General features: G+C 39.9%; 18 protein-coding genes. 1 reads left to right on the forward strand and 17 read right to left on the reverse strand.

Translation table 11 applies throughout. The features are described from left to right. Positions 1–94: 94 nt before the first annotated feature. A complete protein-coding gene (alaS, locus tag FNT16_RS15690) occupies positions 95–2,692 on the reverse strand; it encodes an alanine--tRNA ligase (RefSeq protein ID WP_143872468.1) in 2,598 nt (865 codons plus the stop codon). Between the two features lie 196 nt (positions 2,693–2,888). Continuing rightward, positions 2,889–3,374: a regulatory protein RecX gene (locus FNT16_RS15695; RefSeq protein WP_143872469.1), complete on the reverse strand. Its 486-nt coding sequence runs from the start codon at positions 3,372–3,374 to the stop codon at positions 2,889–2,891. A 2-nt stretch (positions 3,375–3,376) separates the two neighbouring features. On the opposite strand from FNT16_RS15695, the gene FNT16_RS15700 reads away from it, so the two are divergent. Further along, positions 3,377–4,486: a GNAT family N-acetyltransferase gene (locus FNT16_RS15700; RefSeq protein ID WP_143872470.1), complete on the forward strand. Its 1,110-nt coding sequence runs from the start codon at positions 3,377–3,379 to the stop codon at positions 4,484–4,486. On the opposite strand, the gene recD is transcribed toward FNT16_RS15700, so the two are convergent. From recD to FNT16_RS15775, 15 genes are all read right to left on the reverse strand, one after another. Next, positions 4,479–6,422: an exodeoxyribonuclease V subunit alpha gene (gene recD / locus FNT16_RS15705; protein WP_185976615.1), complete on the reverse strand. Its 1,944-nt coding sequence runs from the start codon at positions 6,420–6,422 to the stop codon at positions 4,479–4,481. The genes FNT16_RS15700 and recD overlap by 8 nt on opposite strands. 10 nt (positions 6,423–6,432) lie before the next feature. Next, positions 6,433–10,032: an exodeoxyribonuclease V subunit beta gene (gene recB / locus FNT16_RS15710; protein WP_143872472.1), complete on the reverse strand. Its 3,600-nt coding sequence runs from the start codon at positions 10,030–10,032 to the stop codon at positions 6,433–6,435. Then, complete coding sequence (gene recC, locus FNT16_RS15715; RefSeq protein WP_143872473.1) at positions 10,029–13,409, reverse strand: exodeoxyribonuclease V subunit gamma; 3,381 nt, start codon at positions 13,407–13,409, stop codon at positions 10,029–10,031. The genes recB and recC overlap by 4 nt, the downstream gene beginning before the upstream one ends. A gap of 12 nt (positions 13,410–13,421) precedes the next feature. After that, positions 13,422–13,853 (reverse strand): energy transducer TonB, encoded by a 432-nt coding sequence (locus FNT16_RS15720; protein ID WP_143872474.1) that lies wholly within the window; start codon positions 13,851–13,853, stop codon positions 13,422–13,424. Between the two features lie 166 nt (positions 13,854–14,019). After that, positions 14,020–14,727, reverse strand: coding sequence for an amino acid adenylation (locus tag FNT16_RS15725; RefSeq protein ID WP_143872475.1), 708 nt, complete (start codon positions 14,725–14,727; stop codon positions 14,020–14,022). A gap of 269 nt (positions 14,728–14,996) precedes the next feature. Further along, the gene (locus FNT16_RS15730; RefSeq protein ID WP_246072249.1) at positions 14,997–15,671 is read right to left on the reverse strand and encodes a DUF3037 domain-containing protein; all 675 of its coding nucleotides are present in this window, start codon (positions 15,669–15,671) and stop codon (positions 14,997–14,999) included. After that, a complete protein-coding gene (locus FNT16_RS15735; protein WP_143872476.1) occupies positions 15,668–16,387 on the reverse strand; it encodes a HipA family kinase in 720 nt (239 codons plus the stop codon). The genes FNT16_RS15730 and FNT16_RS15735 overlap by 4 nt, the downstream gene beginning before the upstream one ends. Positions 16,388–16,446: 59 nt before the next feature. Further along, complete coding sequence (locus tag FNT16_RS15740) at positions 16,447–16,770, reverse strand: hypothetical protein (protein ID WP_143872477.1); 324 nt, start codon at positions 16,768–16,770, stop codon at positions 16,447–16,449. Between the two features lie 334 nt (positions 16,771–17,104). Beyond that, positions 17,105–18,430 carry a hypothetical protein gene (locus tag FNT16_RS15745; RefSeq protein WP_143872478.1) on the reverse strand — a complete coding sequence of 442 codons (1,326 nt, stop codon included), beginning with the start codon at positions 18,428–18,430 and terminating at the stop codon, positions 17,105–17,107. A 49-nt stretch (positions 18,431–18,479) separates the two neighbouring features. Further along, entirely contained in the window at positions 18,480–18,953 is a 474-nt protein-coding gene (locus tag FNT16_RS15750; RefSeq protein ID WP_143872479.1) for a hypothetical protein, read from the reverse strand. Then, entirely contained in the window at positions 18,953–20,050 is a 1,098-nt protein-coding gene (locus tag FNT16_RS15755; RefSeq protein ID WP_185976616.1) for a hypothetical protein, read from the reverse strand. Before FNT16_RS15755 ends, FNT16_RS15750 begins: the two co-directional genes overlap by 1 nt. A 72-nt stretch (positions 20,051–20,122) precedes the next feature. Then, positions 20,123–20,572, reverse strand: a complete 450-nt coding sequence (locus FNT16_RS15760) for a hypothetical protein (protein ID WP_143872481.1) — start codon at positions 20,570–20,572, stop codon at positions 20,123–20,125. Between the two features lie 6 nt (positions 20,573–20,578). Next, positions 20,579–21,820 (reverse strand): hypothetical protein, encoded by a 1,242-nt coding sequence (locus FNT16_RS15765; protein WP_143872482.1) that lies wholly within the window; start codon positions 21,818–21,820, stop codon positions 20,579–20,581. 640 nt (positions 21,821–22,460) lie between these two features. Next, positions 22,461–22,787, reverse strand: a complete 327-nt coding sequence (locus FNT16_RS15770; protein ID WP_143872483.1) for a type II toxin-antitoxin system RelE/ParE family toxin — start codon at positions 22,785–22,787, stop codon at positions 22,461–22,463. Between the two features lie 6 nt (positions 22,788–22,793). After that, positions 22,794–23,018, reverse strand: coding sequence for a hypothetical protein (locus FNT16_RS15775; RefSeq protein ID WP_221935035.1), 225 nt, complete (start codon positions 23,016–23,018; stop codon positions 22,794–22,796). Between the last annotated feature and the right edge of the window lie 8 nt (positions 23,019–23,026).

A 23,026-nucleotide genomic window follows, 5' to 3' on the forward strand; every position in this document is an offset into this window, starting at 1 on the left:
AGTTAGCTCAAAAATAATTAATCGCAAAAAAATATTTAACTTTTTCTTAACCAATTAAATAGGGGCAATACCAAAGAATCGATATATTACTTGTTTACAATTTTGTTGCAAGCCAAGAATGTACACTTTCTAGTGCTTTTCCTAAATTGTCAGGCTGACTACCCCCTGCTTGGGCCATATCAGCACGACCACCGCCTTTACCACCAACTTGCGCTGCGACCATTGCAACTAACTCGCCAGCTTTCACTTTAGACGTCAAGTCATCCGTTACCCCAGCAATCAGGTTAACTTTATTGTCGCCTTTTAACCCGAGTACTATCACACCAGAACCAATTTTTTGCTTTAACTGATCTAATGTTGTACGCAATGCTTTCGGTGCGACACCTGATATTTCAGATGCTAACAACTTTACACCTGACACTTCGGTGGCAGAAGACAATAAGTCACTTCCAGCCTGACTAGACAACTTGTCTTGTAGTTTTTGTAAGTCTTTCTCCAACTTTTTATTTTTCTCTAACATTTGCGTCAGTTTTTCTAAAACACTATTAGAGTCAGTTTTCAAAGTTGCTGACAATTGCGCAAAGGTATTTTGCAATTGACTTACGTACTCACAAGCTGCCTGCCCTGTAATCGCCTCAATACGACGAACACCTGCAGCAATACCAGCTTCAGAGGTTATTTTAAATAATCCAATGTCACCTGTTCTTTGTACGTGTGTGCCACCACAAAGTTCAATCGAAAATTCGCCCATTGAAACAACACGCACTTCATCGTCGTATTTTTCTCCGAATAAAGCCATTGCGCCCGCTTTTTTAGCTTCATCAATCGCCATTAAACGCGTTGTTAATGGATGATTTTCGCGAATTTGTCGATTCACGATATCTTCTACTTGTTTTAACTCATCAGCTGTTACCGCTTCAAAATGGGAAAAGTCAAAACGTAATTTATCAGATAATACCAATGAGCCTTTTTGACTAACATGCTCACCCAAAACTTGTCGTAATGCAGCGTGTAATAAGTGAGTTGCTGAGTGATTTAGTTTTATCGCCTGACGACGCGACGCGTCAATTTTAGCTTCAACTTTATCACCAACGGATAAACCTTTTAAAGCCACGCCTTGATGTGCAAACGCATTACCAAGCTTAATGGTATCCTGAACCTCAAAAACATCACCTTCTGATGTAAAGTAACCGGTGTCGCCAACTTGACCACCAGACTCAGCATAAAATGGCGTATTTTTTAAAATGACTAAAGCTTTTTGATCTGCTGCAAGCGATTGCACCGACTGCCCGTCTTGAATGATCTCAATGATTTCTGAGCTGTCTTTTTCTAGCTCATAACCGGTAAACTCAGAAACACTTTCACTTGCAACTTCGGCGTTATAATCTTTACCAAAATTACTGGCTTCTTGGGCGCGTTTTCGTTGAGCCGCCATTTCTTTTTCAAAGCCAGCTTCGTCTAAAGTAAAGTTTCTTTCGCGCGCAACATCATTCGTTAAATCGACTGGGAATCCGTATGTGTCATACAGCTTAAATACCAATTCCCCCGGGATCACATCCCCTTTTAAATCAGCTAAGGCATCATTTAAAATGGCCAGGCCTCGATCAAGCGTTTTTAAGAACTGCTCTTCTTCTAAGCGTAAAACTTTTTCAACCATGACTTGTTGGGTTTTAAGTTCAGGATAAGCGTCACCCATTTGGTTAATAAGTGATTGGTAAACACGCCAGAAAAAGACTTCTTTTGCACCCAATTGGTTTCCATGGCGGATTGCGCGTCGAATAATACGACGCAATACATAACCGCGTCCTTCATTGGATGGCATGACGCCATCGGCAATCAAAAAACCACAAGAACGAATATGGTCGGCAATAACACGTAAAGATTTTACCGATAAATCATCTACTTGAAGCAACTCAGCAATATCTTTAATTAAATTCTCAAAAATATCTATCTCATAGTTGCTGTGTACACCTTGTAATATGGCTGCAATACGTTCTAAGCCCATCCCAGTATCGACTGAGGGTTTGGGCAGAGGCTCCATTTTTCCGTCTGCATGACGGTTATACTGCATAAACACAAGGTTCCAGATTTCGATATAGCGATCGCCATCTTCTTCAGGTGTACCCGGTGGTCCGCCCCAAATATGTTCACCATGATCATAAAATATTTCAGTACAGGGTCCGCAAGGGCCCGTGTCACCCATTGACCAAAAGTTATCTTTCGCGCCAATGCGAGAAACACGATCTGGATTAACACCTATTTTATTAATCCAAATATCGGCAGCTTCGTCATCTTCGGTATAAACAGTGACCCATAATTTTTCTTTGGGAAGTTTTAGAACATCGGTTAAAAACGCCCAAGCAAATTGAATGGCTTCTTCTTTAAAGTAATCACCAAAACTAAAGTTACCCAACATTTCAAAAAATGTATGGTGTCTTGCCGTATAACCGACATTTTCTAAGTCGTTGTGTTTACCACCTGCACGTACGCAGCGCTGAGAAGAAGTGGCACGATAATATCCTCTATCTTCCAGACCTAAGAAGCAATCTTTAAATTGGTTCATGCCCGCATTGGTGAACAGCAGAGTTGGATCGTTTGCGGGTACTAATGAACTACTATCGACGATTTGGTGTTGTTTACTGGCAAAAAAATCTAAAAATGCCTGCCTAATTTCAGCAGTAGTCATCTTCATTCTAAATTCCTATTCACTTAAAAATGCTGCAAATTTTCTACGATTGTCGTGATTATATACCACTGTTAGGTATATCCCGCAGAAATCTAGCGAGTTGGGTGGTTATACAAAACGTTATACAACAAAAACAATTACAAAAATGGTGGTGAAATGTACCACAATGACACTGTTTAGTGAATAACCCTAAGACTGCAAATTAATCCATATCTTCTATTTGAGCCAGCGCTGCAGAGATATATTCACCAGAGAATCCTCGTGAATATAAAAACCGCATTCTTTTTTGCTTTTCTTTAAAGTCTTTGGTTAACGGATCAGTGTATTTTTTTTGAATAAGTTGAACCACTATTTCAACCCAGTCGATTTCTAAACTGTCCGCCAACTGATTTACATCACAATCAACCTGATGCTGATAAAACAGTTGTTGAATATACTTAGGGCCATAACCGGCAGCACTTTTACTTTTTAACGTTACTTCGGCAAATCTTTGATCACTTTGCCAATTATTTTCGTTAAACTCATCGAGTACACTTTTAATAATTTCGTGCGGACAAGCTCTGGCAGTGAGCTTTTTTTCTAACTGGGATCGCGCATACTCTTTGCGACTTAAAAGATTTAAAACATACTGTCGCGCATGAATTTTATCTGTTATATCTGGTAACTGTTTGGGATTAAAAAAATTCATTTATGGATACAAATATTAAAGATTACACAATTCATAAAGAGCTTCCGTCTGATTGGCAAAACCCGAGCAATGAAGTCTTTCTAAAAGCTGAGTTTTTACAAGCACTGGCTGACAATAGCTGTATTGGTAACAATACGGGATGGCAAGCTCATTACATCGAATTAGGCACAGAAAATATCACGCTGCCCTGCTACATAAAAGAGCATAGCATGGGTGAATACGTTTTTGACTGGTCTTGGGCTGAAGCTTATCAAAAATATGGGTTAGACTATTACCCGAAACTACTGTGCGCGATCCCATTTACCCCTGTCGCGACGGATAAATTTTCAGGTCTGAAACTAGATAATATCGCAACGCAAAAGATCGTCCAAAATCTGAATAATGTCTGTCGCGACGAACAGTTAAGCAGTTGGCATATTAACTTTATAACGGCGCAGCAGGCACAATCTTTTGCCAATGAAACTATTCATATTCGTCACGCAGTACAGTTTGAATGGCACAATAAAAATTTCACTCACTTTGACGACTATCTAAGTTTAATGATGTCGCGCAAACGAAAGATGATCAAAAAAGAAAGACAAAAAGCACAGCAACAAATTGACTCTATTCAACAGTTAACGGGTAGCGAGATAACAGAAAAAACTTTGCAAGCTTTCTATTACTGCTACCAAATGACGTATTTAAAACGTGGCCGGCAAGGCTATTTAACTTATCAATTTTTTAAACAACTAGTTGAAACCATGGGCGAACATATTTTGCTTGTTACCGCCGAAAAATCATCAGAAATAGTTGCAGCAGCATTGTTTTTTTATGACGAAAAGACCTTGTATGGTCGTTACTGGGGATGTGTTTCAGAAATAGAGTTTTTACACTTTGAACTGTGCTTTTATCAAGGTATTGATTTTTGTATTAAAAACAAACTGACGCGCTTTAATCCGGGCACTCAGGGTGAACATAAATTATTACGCGGTTTTGAGCCGACCCTGACCTATTCGGCCCATCACCAGTTTGAATCAGGTTTTCGTTGGGCCATCGAAAACTTCTGCGCTGAAGAAAGGGCATGGATTCAAAATTACTACCAAGCCTGTCTAAAAAGATTGCCTTTTAAATAATTTTTGCCAATTTCATCGCCAACCCCGAGTGTCGGGGTAACTTTTTATTGAGCGCTTGATACCAAACATGTTTTGCTGCCAGTATGCTAACTTGCTTTTTTGCGCGTGTGATTCCAGTGTATATCAATTCAGGGCTTAAAATTTTGTTGTCTTGCTCGGGTAGCATTAATAACACATGTGAAAATTCAGAGCCTTGTGTTTTATGAATTGTCATTGCATACACGGTTTCAACTTTGGGTAAACGCGCCAAACTGACTTTTTTAATGCCATTCGCATTTTCAAAACAAGCTTGCAAGCGACCTTGTGTATCAGACCAGACAATGCCCACATCACCATTAAACAGACCACTGCGATAATCGTTTTCCACAACCATAATGGGTCGCCCATGGTAATGCCGCCCTATTCTGATAGCGGCATTATTTCTTGCAAGTTGCTGCTCAATAATCAGATTGACTTGCTCGACACCCAAACTACCAGCGCGAGTGGCACAGAGTATTCGAAAAGCATTTAAAATTGCAAACGCACTTTCGACCTCTAAACAACGCGCTATTTTTTTATAATAATTTTGACAGGCAGATAACAAGCAGGCGTCTTTAATTGTTGGCATAAAATGGTTTATTTCGCCGGCAAATTTAATAACGTCGGCACTGCTTGTGGGTACAAATGTGTATGATTCCAGTAACTGCCAACTGGTGTTAGCTTGGCGATTAATCACAGCTTTCGCGAGCCTTGCTATTTCGCCTTTAAACCTATGGGTTTTAAGTAAAAAAGTAATATGGCTATGATTACAAGTCGAAGAAGCGTTGTTAACAGGTACACTTTGACCACTAATTTGTTGAATTTGCTGCGCGGAAGCTTGATCGTATCCCTGATGGTTTTTGTTGGCTAAATCTGCAATTAAGTTTCCGGTTTCAACCGACGGCAGTTGATCAGCATCTCCCAATAAGATTAAACACGCGTCAGGGTTAAGTGCTCTTAAAACACGACTCATCATGGCAATATCAATCATCGATACTTCATCAACCAGCAAAACATCACAATCTAATGGATTATTTTCGTTAAAGCGATAATCCAAACTACGTGGTCGATAACCCAAAAGTCGGTGTAAGGTTTTCGCTTCTTCGGGTATAGAAGTTAATAAAGAGAAATCGACATTTTGACTAAGCAGTTGCATTTTAGCGCCAACAATAGATTCAGTTAAACGCTGCGCGGCTTTCCCCGTAGGTGCTGCCATCTGTATATTTAACTGAACGTCTGCCCCTTTAAGCCGGTGCGCGGCTTGCAGCATCACCAGTAGGCGTGCAACCGTGTATGTTTTTCCGGTTCCCGGACCGCCACAAATAATGTTTAAATTACGCCCTATCGCATTACTCACGGCAACCTGTTGCCAATCAATTTCATCGTTTTGTTGTGCTGTCGGAAACAATTGTTTAATCGTTTTCTTAAGATTTTCGATTTCTGATGCATTTTCTGATGCATTTTCTGATGCATTTTCTGATTCATTTTCTGATGCATTCAGGCATTTATGCTGCATTTTTTGCAATAAACAATGTGCAACATCATTTTCAAATTGCCAATATCGACGCAAATACAAACTCTGATTTTCCAACACCAGTACAGAATTTTCGTTATTCTCAATGTCTAACGTGTCCAGTGCTGAGCTTAAAACCGCTAGCGATGCAAATTTAAAACCTGTCGTTTCAAGGTTGTCTTGATCCTGCCATAAAACCGTTTCGGCAATATCATTAAGCGGTAAACATGTGTGCCCCTGCCTTAAGTAATATTGCAGCGCTAAAAACACATGAAAAAGTTGCGAAACTCGGTGGTTGTCACTGTCCTGCGATAGATACTTCTCAGTTATTTTTTCCGCAAAAAAATAATCAATGGCTTCAACATCCAATAAATGTTGTTTGCAGTTTTCAAAACTATGATACAAGACTGTCACCTCAACCGACCTCATCGTTATTTTGCATGATGCTATCCAGCTTGGTTACTAAATCTTCTTCGAGTTTTTTATAATAAACCCCCAAATAGTCTGGATTGTCTGGATGCATGCCACGTAAATAGAGATAATAAACACCGCCAAAATGCTGGCTAAAATTGTAATTTGGCAGGCGTTTATTCAAATACCTATGCAGAGCCAGCGCATAAATCAAATATTGTAAATCATAATAATGCGCTTCGTTATTGAGCTTGAGCGCGGCCTGATTATATTCAAAATAATCTTCACCCAAGTGCGTTGATTTATAATCGGCGATATAAAAACGTCCTTGATGTTCAAATATTAAATCGATAAACCCATGCATCATACCTTGTAAGCTTTGCTGTTGAGGCAAGACAGGTACGTCGTTTGTTTCTCTATGCTGGGCTAAACAAAACATTAATTGTTTAAGATCTGCTCGCTGCAACGGAAAATAAAACTCAGCTTCACGTAAGGTTTGCTCGAATCCCAAATCTGCTAAACAAAAATCTGTACTCGCTTGATTGTCAGTGTTGTACATATCCGGCAGTGGTGTTTGTAAAACCTCTTCTAACCATTCAATTAAAAATTCTTGTTGGTTGTCTTCTAAAGCGCCGAAACGTGCGATGGGATCTTTAATTATCAGAAGCCAGTCTGGTGCAGAAAAATCGGTATGTTCTAAAATATCATGTAATAAGTCGCCGGCAGCAGCGCCTTTTTTAAGACTAAAGCGGATTAAAGATGATTGTTGGATATCCGGTTGTTTAACGGCTTCGACCTGCAAAAATCCATCATTATCCAATTCATCAAAACGTTCTAGCTGTTTAACACTGCTATGCGCGTTACGTGTTATGCCGGAAAACGAATGTAATCTCCAATTTTGCTCTACTTGAGCGCTGAATTCAGCCGGCTGCGCCTGTTCAGGTTGAGCGCCTTGGATATCTAAGCTAACGATAGATGAATCAAATTCAACCTCGTCATTGGCACTAAGTGCTATCGCTGTGCCATTGGACGTATTGACAATTTGATTAATTTTATCCTGCCACTGGGTTTGATTTTCTACCTGCAAGGCTTTGGCAACAGCCGAATACTGGCTATTGTCAAAATGCGTTAAGCCAATATAACATCTGTGTTCGGCGCGCGTGACAGCCACATATAACAAACGCATCGACTCAGCCAAAGCTTCTTGCGTTACGGCTGATTTTGCATACTCATCTATGCCAATTTGATGAACAGACTGTGCTAATTCCAGGTGGTGGTAATTAAAATAGTGTTTTGCTTTATTGCCAAACTTAGTCGGATCTGTGTAATGACTGGCAAAAGGTATAAAGACAACCGGATATTCCAACCCTTTAGATTTATGCTGCGTGATAATTTGAATTAAGTTCGCATCACTTTCTAATCGCAATTCGGCTTCACTTTGGCTGACATCAAGCACAATCTGCTCTTTGAGCCACTTCACTAACTGTTGTGGATGTTTGTGCTCTCGGGCGGCTTTTTGCAATATTTCAGCTAAATGAATCATGTTGGTTAATCCACGTTCATGATTCTGCTCGGTTGGCTGATAATAGTTTTTGATTAATTTCAGCAGCAGCGAAAGTACCCCGCGTTTAAACCAGAGTTGTCTGAGTGAATAGGCAAACTGAATGGCTTCCTCCCACTCCTCTTGGTATTCAACCATTTGGTAACGGCTTAACTGTTGAGCCGAGTAATTTAATAATTCACAGGCCAAAGCACGGATTAATAAGGCCTCGTTGTCGCAATCTAACAATGCTTCTAGCACAATTAGCACACTAACGGCTTCATCGCTTTTCAGTACATTACTGCGTTCGCTTAAATAGACTGAAGGTAGACGATATTCTAACAATGCCTGTTTAACGATTTGAGCCTCGCTAGTACTGCGCACTAACACCGCAATATCGGCCGGTTGCAATGCATCACCGCCTAACTGAGTTTGCTGTAATAACCTTCTGATTTCTTGTGCGCACCAAATCGCTATCTGGTTTTGCTTATCGGCTTTGTTGCTTTTTTCGGTACCATCTTCGGCTAACCAAAGATAATTCATTGCGGCGCGGGTATTCGCCTGATCGGTTAACGGCTTTTTCGCTGCGGCTGAGTGTTCTGTTGATTTAATTTGTTGATACTCTATTGAATAACCAAAAACATCCTGACTGTTTTGCTCTAATGCATTGCCCCAAAAAAGCCGATTGTACGCAGTCACCATTGCCGATGAAGAGCGCCAGTTGGTATCCATCAACCATATTTGGTCAACCGATTGTTTGGCCGCTAAATAAGTAAAAATATCACCGCCACGGAAACCATAAATCGCTTGTTTTGGATCGCCTATCATATAAAGCGCATTATCTTTAAGCTGATAAATATTTTTAAGTATGCTGTATTGATGTGCATCTGTGTCTTGAAACTCATCCACTAATGCGACCGGATATTGCTGATTAAGTGCTTGGGTTAAAGCGCGCTCGGTAAACGGCTTTTTTGCTTCTTCATTCAGTAGATTGGCCAATACACTGACTAAATCGTCAAAATCCATTAGGGATTGTTTTAATTTATAACTTTTAAAGCGCTTTCTAATATTGTTGATTGCGTCAACAACCAGCTGATTACCCTCTACTGCATCAAGTTGTTTTTGTTTTTCTTCATGCAATGCTGAGATTTTCGCTTGTGCTGACTTTCGAAGATCATTCAGCGGTAATAAGATTTCTTTAATATCGGATTTGCCGCGATAACGGTTGCCGTTACAAAAGTCACCAATTGCCTTGGGTGTTTCGATTGTATGTACCTGATCTAACCAAGCTATTATTTGTAACCACTCGTCCTGTCGTTTGTTAAATTCTGCGCCTTTTTTACTGTCGATAAGCACTTCTCGCAGATAGGCCTGATTATCTAATAAGTTTTCTTTTACCTGCTGCTTATCCATAAACAGTTGTTGCAAATAAGCTTCTAAAACAGTTTCAAAACCTGCGTTAATAGAGGCTTGTGTGCTGGCAATTAATGGCGCGTCACTGCGCAATGCTGCCGAAAAACTTTGCATAAAGAGCTCTGGTGTGTGCCAGTTTTGTTGTTGCAATAATGCAAAGTTGGCCTGTTGATTTGCCACTTCCCGATACCAGTCTTGCACTGCTTGCAACAATATATCGCTGGTATCAGCCTCCATACTGACATCCAAGGCTAATCCGCTGTCAAACGCTTGTTGGCTGAGTACCCGTTTGCAAAACCCATGGATGGTAAAAATTGACGCTTCGTCTAATTCTAAAATTGCTGCGTTTAATCTATTTATTGCGGTTTGCGACTCTATTGTAGATTCTAGTGCTTGATAAAATGGATCTTTCTCGCCTCTTGTCCCCCATAAATCAATTGCCTGTCTTAACTCTTTTTCAATACGGCCTTTTAACTCTTCAGTCGCCGCTTTAGTAAAGGTCATCACCAATATTTGCTGAACGGATAAATTACGCTCTAATAACAAACGTAAATAAATGCGTGTGATATTAAAGGTTTTCCCCGTCCCGGCGCTGGCTTCAATTAAATGCGTGCCCGATAAAGGAAGTATGTGCGCTTGCAATTGTTTCATGATGATTTGGTCTTTTTATTCTGCGTTATCAGGTTTTCATATAGGGGATAATAAAGCTCAATGATTATTTTAAGCTCATCCAATGGCAAGTTATCCGCTTGAGGGTAGAACCAGCTAAAATAAGGATCTGAATCATGCAGTTGTTTTAATTGTTCAAGCCAAGCATCAACCAACTTTTCATCCTGCATAAGCTCACTGATAGTAGGTAAACTTTTAAGGTAAGGTTTAAATAAATTTTTGGCGATATCTGCATGCAACAACATAGGTGTGCGATGACTTTTAAGCCAGTATTTCAACCAATTTTGCAATAACTGTTGAGCGTCTGAGGCATCGGAAATGGCATGCAACATTACTTTTTCAATTTTAGTTTTATCGTAATTTAAGAAAAACCCAAACGTATTGCCTGGTGCTTGGCTGTTAACCAACAGGTGATGCAACCATAAAGTTAAATCATCTTTGCTTTTACGCGTCGCTGGCCGTGATATCACAAGCCCCATTTCGGACACATCAAAAGCGGCATTTAAAGTTGCTTCGGTGATTTCTTTTATCTCTGATTCACCGGTTTGTTTGAGCAGTTCAGGAAAAAGCTCTGTTAAGCTTAAATGAATCTGTTGTCGCTCAATGGGTAAATACGCCTGCAGTTCGCTGGCAATCAGCTCAGCAGTTTGCTGGCCCTCTTCTAAGATATCATTTTTTAACGGAGTTTCTGGCAATACCCCACTTACACTAAAAGATTTTTTTACCCTGTCTAAACTTTCCGACGCATCTAAATATGCTTCGGTTAACGCTTGTGTCAATTGGTAACGGGTTAGGTTATTGGCGCTAAAAGGCTCTACATCTAAGTTGATTTTTGTTTCTATTTCTAAATTAAGAGATAAATTATGCTTGGCAAAACCAGCTAACGGGTTTTTAAACCAACTTATTAGCTCTGATAAATGGACAAAATTTAATTCTTTTTTAGCCGCTTGTGCGAGTACTTGTATATTGGCTTTCTGCTGGGCTTTAATCAGCCTGAACCAGCCTTTATCAAAACTCGCAGGCTGCAGATAATTATCTACCGCAAAAGGATGTAAAGTACTTTGTATTAATTGACTGCTTGTTTGGGTATTGGCCTGCTTTTCGTCAAACGACCATTGATAACCTTGCTGTAAATAGCCCATTAAATCTTTCAGTACCAAACTCGCTTCTCGGCGTTCGTTATTACGGATATTTTTACCCTGATAACTTAAGTACAAAGACTGTCTAGCAGAAATAAGCGCTTCTAAAAAAAGATACCTGTCATCCGCGCGCCTTGAACGGTCACCTAAACGAATTTCACTTTTTGCCATTAAATCAAAACTGATAGGTGTTTGTTGCCTTGGGTAAACACCTTCGTTTAAACCCAATACGGCGATAATTTTAAACGGAATACTGCGCATCGGGACCATTGAACAAAAAGTAATTTGTCCGGTTAAAAACTGATTTTTATCATCTGCCTGATTAAATTGCTGCTGCAGGTAATAACGCACAACATCTAGCTCGACCTGTTCTTGATACTCGGCTTGTATTGCCCGTTCTGACAATGAGTTTATCGCATTTTGAATAATTAAGAATGCTTGCTCTTCTTCTTTGTTTTGTGTGAAAAAAGCAGACAACATATCGCTTAAATATTCATGCCACTGTTTAATGCTGCGCGCTTTATTTAGGTTTTCACTGTAATGCTTTAAACGCTCTAGTAAATGGCATAACCGGCCTAACAATAACGCCTGCTGGCCTTCTACGTGTGGTATAAATAAAGCATCATCTGTTAAATGCGTGCTATCCCCCCAAGCAAAGCCCATCAAGAGTTTTTCAAGCCCCCACGACCAAGTGTACATATCACTGGCCTGAGTAACACCGCTGGCAGATTGTTTATGCTGAGCATTTAGCCCCCAGTGAATGTGTGCCTCTTGCAGCCACCATTCGATCTCGGGTAAATCATGTTCACTTAAAGCAAATTTATCTTGCAGTGAAGGTAACCGTAAAAACTCCAGTATTTTACTGATCTCCAGCCGGCTATCAGGTAATTGCAGCAATTCGAGAAAACTATTCACCAATGGTTCGCTGTCAGAGTAACGGCGATCCGCAATTGAACAGGGTAATCTTGGTGATATATCTGAAAATTCATCATGCGGGTGTTTAAACACAGCATCAATATACGGTGCGTAGTCTTCAATCGCTGGGCACATTACAATAATGTCTTGCGGTTTTAGATCCGGGTTTTGTTGAAACTGGTGTAACAAATAATCATGCAATGATTGAATTTCACGCAATGCACTGTGCGCGCTGACCACATAAATAGAATCGTCAACAAGTTTTACCGGCGCTTGTTTTTTGTCCGTTAAGTGTAAAATATCTTGTTGAATATAAGACAGCACAGAAGGTGAATCGTTTTCTGTTGCGGGCGCTGTTTTTTCTGATTTGTCTTCAACACTGATATCAAATGCACTGATCTCAAACGAATCTATACTCTGTAAACTGTTAAAAAATGCGCGTCCTTGTCCACCTAAATTAGCCAAGAGCGGATTTCCAATGCTTTCTTTTGCATTTACCCAGTTATCTAACTGTGCCAGTTTTTGTTGTCGTGCAAGGGCTTTTTCGCTTTTAATATCCCCCCAATAACTGACACAAGGATTCAAATGGAAAAGATGCACATGGATATGCTCAGCAATGGCCTGAAAGAACTCTAATGTTTTTGGCGGCATGGTGTTTACGCCAAAAATTAATATTTGTTTGGGTAACTTTTCAGCATGATTTGCCATATGCAGAAGCGCTTGATCTTGCAAATAAACAGGGTGATACGGGTTTTCTTTAACCAACAAACGCCACAGCTCAGCTTGCCAAATTTCTTCTTCTGATTCGGCTACACGCTCACCAGCTTCCCATGCCAGTATCCAATCGGGTCGGTAAAGCATGTACTGTTCAAACAAATCGGCTAAACGGCCCGCCAGTTGAAAACGTTTGAGTGCGAAATTATCTACGTTTACACTGTCGGCTCTGTCTTGCCAGTATTGATTAACTTTTGTTGCTGCGCTATTTTCCGCCCATGTTGCACTTTGTAAGATGGCATCAATGCGAAAACTTAAAACCTCTCGGCGATAAGGTGATTGTTGCGGGATGTTATCTGAACCCAATATTTTTCGTGCGGTATTCCAGATAAATCTTGACGGCATTGGGTAGCTGATATTCATGGCAATATTGTGCTGCTGTGCTAATTGCATATTCAGCCAATGTTGCATGCCCTGACTTTCAACGAGAATGACATCTTGCGACAATACGCCGCCTTGTCGATTTTCCAGAACTTTGGCTAATAAGATAGCCAGATCTTCAAGGCGGTTTGAGGGATATAGCGTAAACAATTGGGCCTCTGTTTATAAATTAAAATGGATAAGGACTCGCTGCCCAGGTTGAGCGACGCCCTTTTCAGCTATAACCTTGGGTTTGTATTTCCATTTTTTCAAAGCATTAATTGCGTCTTTTTCAAATATCCCTTCGGGGCTGGCATCGACTATCTTTATCTTGTCAGTGCCGCCATATTTATTAATAGTAAACTCTAATACGACCCAACCCTCTTGCCCTGCTTTAGAAGCTGCCACCGGATATCTGGGGTGAACTCTAATAATGGGATTATTATTCACAGCGACTGCCTTTGACAAATCAGGTGGGTTTTTTACCGGTAATTTCCCCAATTGCCCAACTTGTTTATTGGTACTGGTATTGGCGGTTTGTTTTGCGGGTTGCTGCGAGGTTGATTGACATGAGATTAAAAACAATAAACCGACTAACACTAAACTAAACTTCATTTCCTGCTCCTTGTTATTGTTTATTTTTCTGCGTTGGCATTATAACAACAACCCGGCATTTAATAACCCTTTAAATTTTTAAAAACGACATTAAGCCGCTTTCGTTACATAACTTATTACAACTAATTGATGACTCTTATTTGCTCCACGTTATTTTTTGTAATATTTATCTTTTAATATAATCGCTAAAAGAAATAATATTGCTTGTATCGACTGATTTATCATTCATATCACTATTTAGCTTATTGCCGATAAGTGCTTGGCAATGGCTCAACAAACGCTCAACGGGGATAAACTTTTCTTTGCGTTTAGTCTTTTTGTTGGTTACACGTTTGGGCTGGGTATTTAAATGCAGAGCCAACTCAATAGCGAGCTGTGTAGATAAATTTTTGTGGCCTAAATTGTCTAACGTTTGCGTTACCCACAGGCTTGCATCACTAATGTGCCCACTTATGCTTAAATCCGTGTTTTTAACCCAACAGGGAGCAAATTTTATCTGCGACAAGTCACTTAATAACACAGCAATATCACTTTTGGGTATAAGCGGATATACCTCAAGTGTCGCCGCTAGGGTTGACTGCCATTCTATGGTAAGTATTTTAGTTAATTCATCTATATCTAACTTAAATAGCACAGGAATAAAAAATGTGAACCGACTATTCGCCTCACAAGCAATAATGGTTTTTTCACAAGATTGATAGCTATTATCAATAATCTGCAATTGCCAATTAAAAATTTTATCATCGCTTGTTAGCGTATTGACCCCTGCTTGTTTACCTAACTCTACAGGTAAACGAGGTAAATCCGCTTTTAAATATTTGTTTAAAGCGTTTGAAGCTGCTAACTGGAACTGAAGCGTTTTTACGTTTGCCATTTTAGTAAGAATCTATAAATGAGTTTTACAGGATTAAAAAGAATAATAAGCTCAGGTAAACACCTAAGCTTATTATTAAAAATTAATGATGAAATGCGCTTTCAACACTTTCTGGTGTTAAGTCGGCAGCGGCAAACTGAATAATACTTTTGGTATCACTATAATTTTTCACTTGCGCGCCTATATGTTTAATTTCACCAACAACATCTTCGTAAACTTTTACAAAGTCTAATTTTCGATGGTTTGGCTTTTCTATCGCAACTAAAGCTTTATCCGCTTGCCCCCCCTGAATTAATTAATTTATTTAACCGGCTAACCCAAGTTTCACCATGCTCCATCGCTAATAAAACATTTTGTTGTTCAAATGCTAATGGCCGTATAATACGATAATTATTATTGATTCGAGTGGCTAACGGAACAGAAATATCAAACATACCTGCTTTAATTATTTGCTTGGTATATCGAACACCTTTTGGTAATTGAGCAGTTAGTTGGCTTTTTAATGCTTTAACCATCTGCTGCTCTTTATATTCTTTTGCATCAGCAAAATTTCTACCGATAAACCGCTCATATAATTGCTCAATAGCTAGGTGAATATCTGGCGTTAATAAAGTGCCAATTTCGCCAAAATGTAATATAGACTCTCGAGTGCGCGTTACTTCTTTAAAATAATTAACTAGCTCATGTTTTTGAATATGATGCTGTGCTAAATAATGACGAATACGGTTCAATTCGCTTTCAAAACCCTCAATCGCATGGCGATAAATAACACCATCTAGGTTTACCCTTTTAAATGATTTAGGCGCTAATTTAAACTCGTACAAGCCTAATTTTGGTGCAATAACCACCACACCTACATTAGCAAACTCTCTGGTTTCGGCAAAAGGCATAAAGCGCACAACTACATACATGCATTGTGTATTGGTATTATTCAATTCACTCATTTAAGCCCCTCCCAAAATTCTTGATCCAGATATTCTTTTAATCTTAACGCCATTTGCTGAATAATGCCATGATAATCAAACGCGCCCTGCTGCCAATCTTCAGGAATCTGTGCAACTAATTCTTGCCACTTTAACAAGGCCTCCCCCATTCTTCGTTCATAGTTTTGTAGCGCACAATAATCTATTTGAGCAGGCCAATAATCACTACTTACATGTAATTGCTGATGCTCTTGAATTAAAAAATCATCATCAAAAGCGAGATTATGATCTAGCACCTTTACCGCCAAATTTGATTGAGCATAAAATAAATTTGGGTTACCACCGAGTACTGTTAAATTTCTGTCAGCATTTTTTATCCAATAGTCAAATACATATAGATCACGCAGAGTTTCTTGTGGCAGTGAGTCAAGAATTTGGTAGTTTACCTCTTGCAGATCCGGAATAAACTCTGAAGCAAACGCAACACCTTCACCAATTTCAAATTGATAATCTGCATCAAATTTGTCTCGTTGCGCTTGGCCTGTTTTGTTGGTTTTGTTAGTTGCTTCTTTTTCAGCCCCAGCAGTCGTATTTTTTTCTATCTCTGCCATTGGCTCATCAATATTACCGAGCTTATCTAAATTGATTAACTTATTAGCTTTGTCATTAATGGCTTTTTGCTCCGCTGCCGTTAAGTCAGTTTCGGCGCTCATCCCATCAACAATACTATTCCCCAATGCATTGCCAAATGCATAATCTATTGATTTTATTGTTCTTTAAGTATGCCTGTTACAGATTACCTGCCTTTTTTTCTTGACGCTGGTTTCCTTCTCTTGCGGCGTACATTTGCACTATTTTTGGGTTCCGTTGGAACTTCAATGTTTTTATCGGGATAATAGATAGCAACAGGTTTAGGTTTTAATCCACCTGGGGCTGTTCCGTTTGATAAATCTACAAAATAAATTGGTAAAGCTTTACCAGCACCTTCTATACCTCTCCTATACAATTTCAGATAAAGGTCGGTATATCCCATTAAACGCTGATCAATAGAAAATTTATAACCATCTTTAAAGTGAAGCTTGTATTTAGGTACAGGCATACCATATTGAGAAACAGGCAAGGGGGGATGTCAACTTTGTCTATTTCCCCCCACTTATAATACTTGCCATTTGATAGTCGAACTCCGTTATCATCAATCTCAAGCCTAATTTTGCCACCCTCATACCAAAACTTAGTTCTTTCTAACATAAAAGCAAGAATACCAATAAAGCCTATAAAAACCTCTAGATAGCCAGTTTTTACATAGACGACAACCATAAATAAGAATAAGGCAATAATCATGACCGTAAACGGTAGGTCAGTAAAAAAACATTGCCACCATGTGAATCGGTGTAGTCTATATTGGTTTGTACTTTTTGTTGTGGATTCAATCTTTGGTTTAACAAACATGGCGCTTACCAATAACCTGAAAATGTGTTATTCGAATAGTTACCCCATAGGTTACTTACCCAATCATCGGCTGATGCACCTAAATTTTTTGGCACCCAATTTGAATTGGAAAACAGCTTACTCGCGCCATGGCCAGCAATAGAACCAAAACCTCCAGCTAAAACAATATCGCGACCACTATAACGGTTCTCTTCATATTTTATCGAGTCCCAACTTTGATCAAAAAATTCAGTAAAGCCACTCCCCAATAGACCACCAAGAGCTGGATTAGTAGTTCTCCCACCTATCATTCCGCCCAAAAATCCAGTCGTGAAAGATTTGAACGGATTTGCGCCATCTAAACCTCGGTGATAGAGCACATCAGCCGCAAGGTTAGTCGCTCCATTGACGCTGCCTGATTGCATCATTGAAATAAATGTCTCTTTTGCCGCCAAGTTCCCGAGTTGGGTATTGAGTGATCCTGCCGCACCTGTTAATCCAACTCTAGCATTTTGACCTGCTTGTAACGCAACTTTTCTTAATGCAACTTTTGTTATTTCAGTTTGAGCTAAGCTCAATGGATTAGCCTGCCAAATCGCGCTTCTTGCGTAAGTGCCTGCATGTAAAACCATATCATCGGCAAGATTTACGCTGGCTCTGCCCAATGTCATTAACCCATGCCCGACTTGAGGTACCAAATTGACCATTCCACGAAGCGCCAAGTTTCCTAAAGCACCAATGCCCGTCACCAAACTCGGTAGTGTTGCAATTCCACCAACCAACTGTAATGAAACGGCTTGCAACTCGCGTGTTGTTTTCATCCCTTCATTTCGTGCAAAGGCCATTCGTGTAGCAGAATCATTCATATCAATGATATTGCCTGTAGTAACCCGGTTAGCTTTGCCGACGTTGTAGTTATGAATTCCTCTGGCTATGCCTGCTTGATAGGACGCTTCAATTCGTTGATTGCCTTGAACACTAGTAAACGCAAATTTATAGGCAAGTCCTGCTGCAGGACTGCCTTTCAAGAAATCAGCCACATGGTTAAGCACACCATCACCGTAGTTGAAAAAGGCATTGTCTGAACCATTGGATAAATAAAACCCTTTGGTTTCATCAACTCCAACAATACTTCCGTTTAATTTAGGGCCGCTACCTGACGACCCCGAACCGCCTGAGTTACTGTTGCCACCTGAACCACCATTCGAAATTGTGCCACCGTTTTGTTCAGCAACCGCTTTAGCCGCTGCATAGGTTGCCTCTTTTTCTGAAGCACCCGATTGAATCGCATTTGTGTATGCTTCTTCAGCAGTCTTTTTAGCTTGAGTTTTAGAAGTTGGTTTAGCACTCATCCCCTCAACAATGCTATTCCCCAATGCATTGCCAAATGCGTCTTAATAGCTAATCTCCACTGTTATCAGCTCGAATTTCCGCAAATAATATACATAAAGCGATAAGTGGCTCTACTTTACCAGCATTAAACCTAATTTCGATTGACGGTTTATAAGATTCAAACCGCCTGTTTTTTACTATTTCGATTAGCCAATTGAAAACCCCATCACCGTAATCAATAGTACAAACCTTTTCATTGTTAATAAAATAAGAGTTACCTTCCAGTGCTTCTAAAATGAATTTTGGATCGTCGGTACTCACCCAACCATAACTTGATTTAAGCGAAGTAAACTTATTTCCTTCTAAGAGAAATTCACCTAGCTCAATTTCTGCCACCAAATCAACGCCCGAATATATTTGATAACCCGATCCTGAATCGGAAGTAAAAACCTGCACATTTAGGTTTGTATCCGTTTCATATGGGGTAATATTTTTCCCGTTTTTGAACTCGGATTTTTTATAGTTAACCTTAAAATACGACATCACTTACGAACCTCGATGCCAACTGAAGGCGTCCATCCGAAAGTATACTTTGTAACACTCTTAGGTAGTTCCAGTTTGAAATTTGCAGATCCCCGCAAATCGCCAGAATATATATTTCCACGAGTACCTAAAGTCAAAGAAGTTGTAGCTTGATACCGTTTAAAATTATATAAATCTATAGCCTTAGGCTGGTCAATTTCAGCCATAAAATCTGTTCTCCATGTATCTGGATCAAGTAAATCTGGAGCTCGCAAATGCACTGAAACATTTTCTTTTGTATTTATAAACCTATTTGGAATGACGCTCTGTAAAGAATCGATATTCTTGGCTGAAAATGCTAAATCAAAGTCCGTACCACCATACATTTTAACTTCCGAGCCAACATTTCCACTTTTGAAACCAACAGCCCATCTAACATCAGCTCCGTCAAAAACGCTGAAATCAAGCGTTGAATCACCAAAAACATATTGAGTGGTATCATACAAAACCTCTCCTAGCGTTAAGCCCAAATCACCTAATGCAAATCCAATTTGTGCAGGCATGCGAACAAACGCAGCTATTCCAGTTAAAATGCCACCACCGTCTTGAATCGCGGCTTGATCTAATCTTTGTATCGTTTGCTCACCAAATGTCGACCAGCCGTCTTTAATCACGTCATAATTATTCTTTTGCGAAAAGCCTAATTCAACTTGCTGGATAAAAGACGATGTCCCTTCTACAGATAGACTTTCCCAAGAAACACGATTAGCAATAACAGTTTCTAAATCTATTGGTGATTGATACGCAATCGACGATGTATCTAACGGTTCGCTGTAAATACTGTCGAGCATTTGATCTACGGCGCTTCTTTCTCTTGGCATGAAATCAGCTACACCACCGTAGTAGTGTTCAGTCGGCAACATTCTTGTTCGCGCTAGCTCTCCCTCTTTCCATTCACGGTAAGGTAAAGCATCAAGCTGATCACCAGGCATAATGTCAACGCCAAGTTCATCTCTAATATAGTTAGCGTAAGCGGTTTCGCTGAGATTGCCTCTGTCATTTAAGCTGGCTGTCGGTGTTGATTTAGCACTCATCCCCTCAACAATGCTATTCCCCAATGCATTGCCAAATGTATTGATTAAATAAGGTCACCTAACTCCAATATTGACTTGAATATGCAACTAAAACTGTTATAGCTCCGTCAATTTTTTAATATATAAAATACAGTCATACGATTCTCCACCAATTTTTTTATGAACAGACTTAATTTTAAAATGAAAGTTTTCGTAGCCTTGAAGGTCTGACAACTTATTATAAAAGCAATTTCCCCCACCAAGAACCTTGTTTTTCAACCTGTAGTTGCCAATATCTATAAACTCATAATGCCCTCTGACCTCTATGTCTTTAACTTGCCCCTCAATATTTAACAACAACTTTTTGTCCTTGTATGTTTCTGCCAATAAATAGATTTGAGAAAGTTCAAAAAACTTTGAAAAAGTAAAAATCGCCCAAAATGCAATGAATAAATACGGCCACTTCAATTTAGAGCGAAATTTAATTAATACAAAGAATATCAACAGAAGAGCAAGGCTTTTAAGCCAATCAAGCGGCTGAATGCCTTGAAATTCATAAATAATCATAAGTGCCTACTTGAAAATAAACCGATTCAACATTGCATAAGCTCCTCGACCAAATGCTCCTGTGTCCATATTATTTACATTAAATATGGCCTGAGCCCGCTCTTGCTCTGCACCACCAGTCAAACCGTATGGAGCCTCTAATACTCTCGACGTCATAGAGTTTGAATTTATTTGTGACAGCTTACCTTGTGGGTCATACCCGATTTCAGCCCCATAACCTTCAAATTTAAACTCAGCCTGGTAATTGGAATTCAGCGTATATCCACTCTCGTAAAAAACTCCAATTTCAGGTCTAATAAACTTCGATGATTCAGCAACACTCCCAACGACTTTATTGGCTGCATCGCTAACTGAACCGCCAACAAACCAAGAGCTAGCAACGCCAGTACCCAATTGGGATGATTTCGTACCAAAGCCTTTTACAACGCCCCCTGATAGACTCATAGCAAGAGTAGCATTGGTACTCCCTCGAAATGTTGGAGCTTCTGAAACAGCCCAAGTCAATGCACCGCCATTATCAAAAGTTAGCGAAGAGCCGAAACTGACACCAAAGAAATAAAAGTCAGCATCGAAATTTAGTTCAACTTCAATCGCATTGGTTTCTCCATAATCTAGAGCATATCTCATCTGTCTATTAGCATTCCTTTTGGCTGTCTCCGCATCTGCTTGCAAAGTTTTCCAATCATATTCAGTCGCAAAATCACCACCAATAGCTGAGGTTTGACGCCCTTTCAAATAAGCAGATCCACCTCGGTTTATACCATTTTGATAAGACTGCTCTAGCTGGTTATCCATTTCAGCACGGTATTGAGCGTATTGTTTATCATATGCTTGGGAATCAGCATCAATACGCTGACGTTCTGAGATCGTGTGAATTCGATGTTCACTTGCTTTTTGCTCTCTAACAACCTGCGCTACTTCAAAATCTGCATCAAATTTATCTCTTTGCGATTGGCCTGCTTTGTTGATTTTGTTTGTTGCTTCTTTTTCCGCGCCTGCTGTTGTATTTTTTGCAATTTCAGCCATTGGCTCATCAATATTACCGAGCTTATCTAAATTGATTAGCTTGTTGGCTTTGTCATTAATGGCTTTTTGTTCTGCTGGCGTTAAATCAGTTTCGACACTCATCCCCTCAACAATGCTATTCCCCAATGCATTGCCAAAAGCAATCACCCCGCCATGCAGTCCTACGCATAGAGGCATTTTCCCTTTTATTTTCAGGTTGTTGTGAGCGGATATCTGGTTCATTTGTGCAGTATCTTACTTTTTTGCCCTAGATGCACTTTTTTTTCTTAGTGGCGGGTAAATGGCTGGGTTGGCCGTTAGGCCAACATAGCCATTTAACCGTCTATTGCCCCTTGGGGTTGGGGTTGGGGGTTATAAAGTGTTGGCGCTTGCGCCAGCTTTGTAGGCTTTAGGCAATTTATACATAATGTAAATTATAGGGCGCTAGCGGACTGTACCCAACAATGTGGCTCGGCCACTTTATTGGGTACAGCCTATAATTTTTTACATTATGTTAACCCGAAGGGCTTGATTGCCTAAAGCTGGTTAAGCCCTAAGCTTAGGGGTGAACAGGATTAGCAGAAGTTTACTTCTGCCCTGTGAACACCGAAGCCATGGATGGCGTAGGGTGCCTGGCGTTGCGTAGCAGGACTGTGAAGCTACAGAAGGCGCATTGGAAGGAGCTTGCGACTGGAGATGTGGGGTTTGGTAAATAAAAAAACCGCAGTGAACCTTTAAGCGTGGGCGCTGGCCTTGCTGCTTTAGTGCTTAAGTTTGCTAGGGCTTTTGTTGCAAGGCCTGTGACTGCGCTTTAAGGTGAGCAAGCTGCCTTTTTGTTTCTGGGGCTTGCCGATAATGATGATGTTCGAGTGCCGACTCTATTTTACTCAAACTCTTTTAATATTTGTTTTAAAGCTTCTGCTGTTATATCCGATTGTTCCGCTTTTGAGTATATGGTCACCAGTATGCAACGTATGTCTGTTTTAAGGTAATAAATTATTCGGTAACCACCACTTTTACCTCGTTTACTGTCGCTATTTTGCGCTCTAACTTTATACAAGGTGTAAGGAACACCTGTTATTTGTGAACCTGGTGTTTCACCGTTGACAAGCGCTCGTAAAATTGGACTCACATCTGTTTTTATTCGTTTGTATTTACGTGATAAACGTTTTAGCTGGCGTTTAAACCCTTCTGTGTATTCTATATTCATTTTAATTTAATCAACGTCAATGCCATCCCACAGGGTTTCTATTGGATGCGTTTTACCAGCCACGACCTCTTTCCAGCCTTCTTTGAAGCTGGCTTCTGCTGATGGCAAATCAGATGAAACCCCTTCATTAAACGAATGAACAATCCGCAATAGTAACGGACGGTATTCTTCAGGAGTTTGGTCGATTTCAGCGTGTAATTGCTTAGTGTAATCAATCATGGTTATGGGCATACCTATAG

Source organism: Catenovulum sediminis, from assembly GCF_007289895.1.
Taxonomy (GTDB): Bacteria; Pseudomonadota; Gammaproteobacteria; order Enterobacterales; family Alteromonadaceae; genus Catenovulum; species Catenovulum sediminis.

What these genes read in the sequence shown, in the direction of transcription:
- alaS (WP_143872468.1), bottom strand. Translation starts at nt 2,692, where the DNA reads ATGAAGATGACTACTGCTGAAATTAGGCAGGCATTTTTAGATTTTTTT.
- FNT16_RS15695 (WP_143872469.1), bottom strand. Translation starts at nt 3,374, where the DNA reads ATGAATTTTTTTAATCCCAAACAGTTACCAGATATAACAGATAAAATT.
- FNT16_RS15700 (WP_143872470.1), top strand. Translation starts at nt 3,377, where the DNA reads ATGGATACAAATATTAAAGATTACACAATTCATAAAGAGCTTCCGTCT.
- recB (WP_143872472.1), bottom strand. Translation starts at nt 10,032, where the DNA reads ATGAAACAATTGCAAGCGCACATACTTCCTTTATCGGGCACGCATTTA.
- FNT16_RS15720 (WP_143872474.1), bottom strand. Translation starts at nt 13,853, where the DNA reads ATGAAGTTTAGTTTAGTGTTAGTCGGTTTATTGTTTTTAATCTCATGT.
- FNT16_RS15725 (WP_143872475.1), bottom strand. Translation starts at nt 14,727, where the DNA reads ATGGCAAACGTAAAAACGCTTCAGTTCCAGTTAGCAGCTTCAAACGCT.
- FNT16_RS15730 (WP_246072249.1), bottom strand. Translation starts at nt 15,671, where the DNA reads ATGAGTGAATTGAATAATACCAATACACAATGCATGTATGTAGTTGTG.
- FNT16_RS15745 (WP_143872478.1), bottom strand. Translation starts at nt 18,430, where the DNA reads ATGAGTGCTAAACCAACTTCTAAAACTCAAGCTAAAAAGACTGCTGAA.
- FNT16_RS15750 (WP_143872479.1), bottom strand. Translation starts at nt 18,953, where the DNA reads ATGTCGTATTTTAAGGTTAACTATAAAAAATCCGAGTTCAAAAACGGG.
- FNT16_RS15760 (WP_143872481.1), bottom strand. Translation starts at nt 20,572, where the DNA reads ATGATTATTTATGAATTTCAAGGCATTCAGCCGCTTGATTGGCTTAAA.
- FNT16_RS15765 (WP_143872482.1), bottom strand. Translation starts at nt 21,820, where the DNA reads ATGAACCAGATATCCGCTCACAACAACCTGAAAATAAAAGGGAAAATG.
- FNT16_RS15770 (WP_143872483.1), bottom strand. Translation starts at nt 22,787, where the DNA reads ATGAATATAGAATACACAGAAGGGTTTAAACGCCAGCTAAAACGTTTA.
- FNT16_RS15775 (WP_221935035.1), bottom strand. Translation starts at nt 23,018, where the DNA reads ATGCCCATAACCATGATTGATTACACTAAGCAATTACACGCTGAAATC.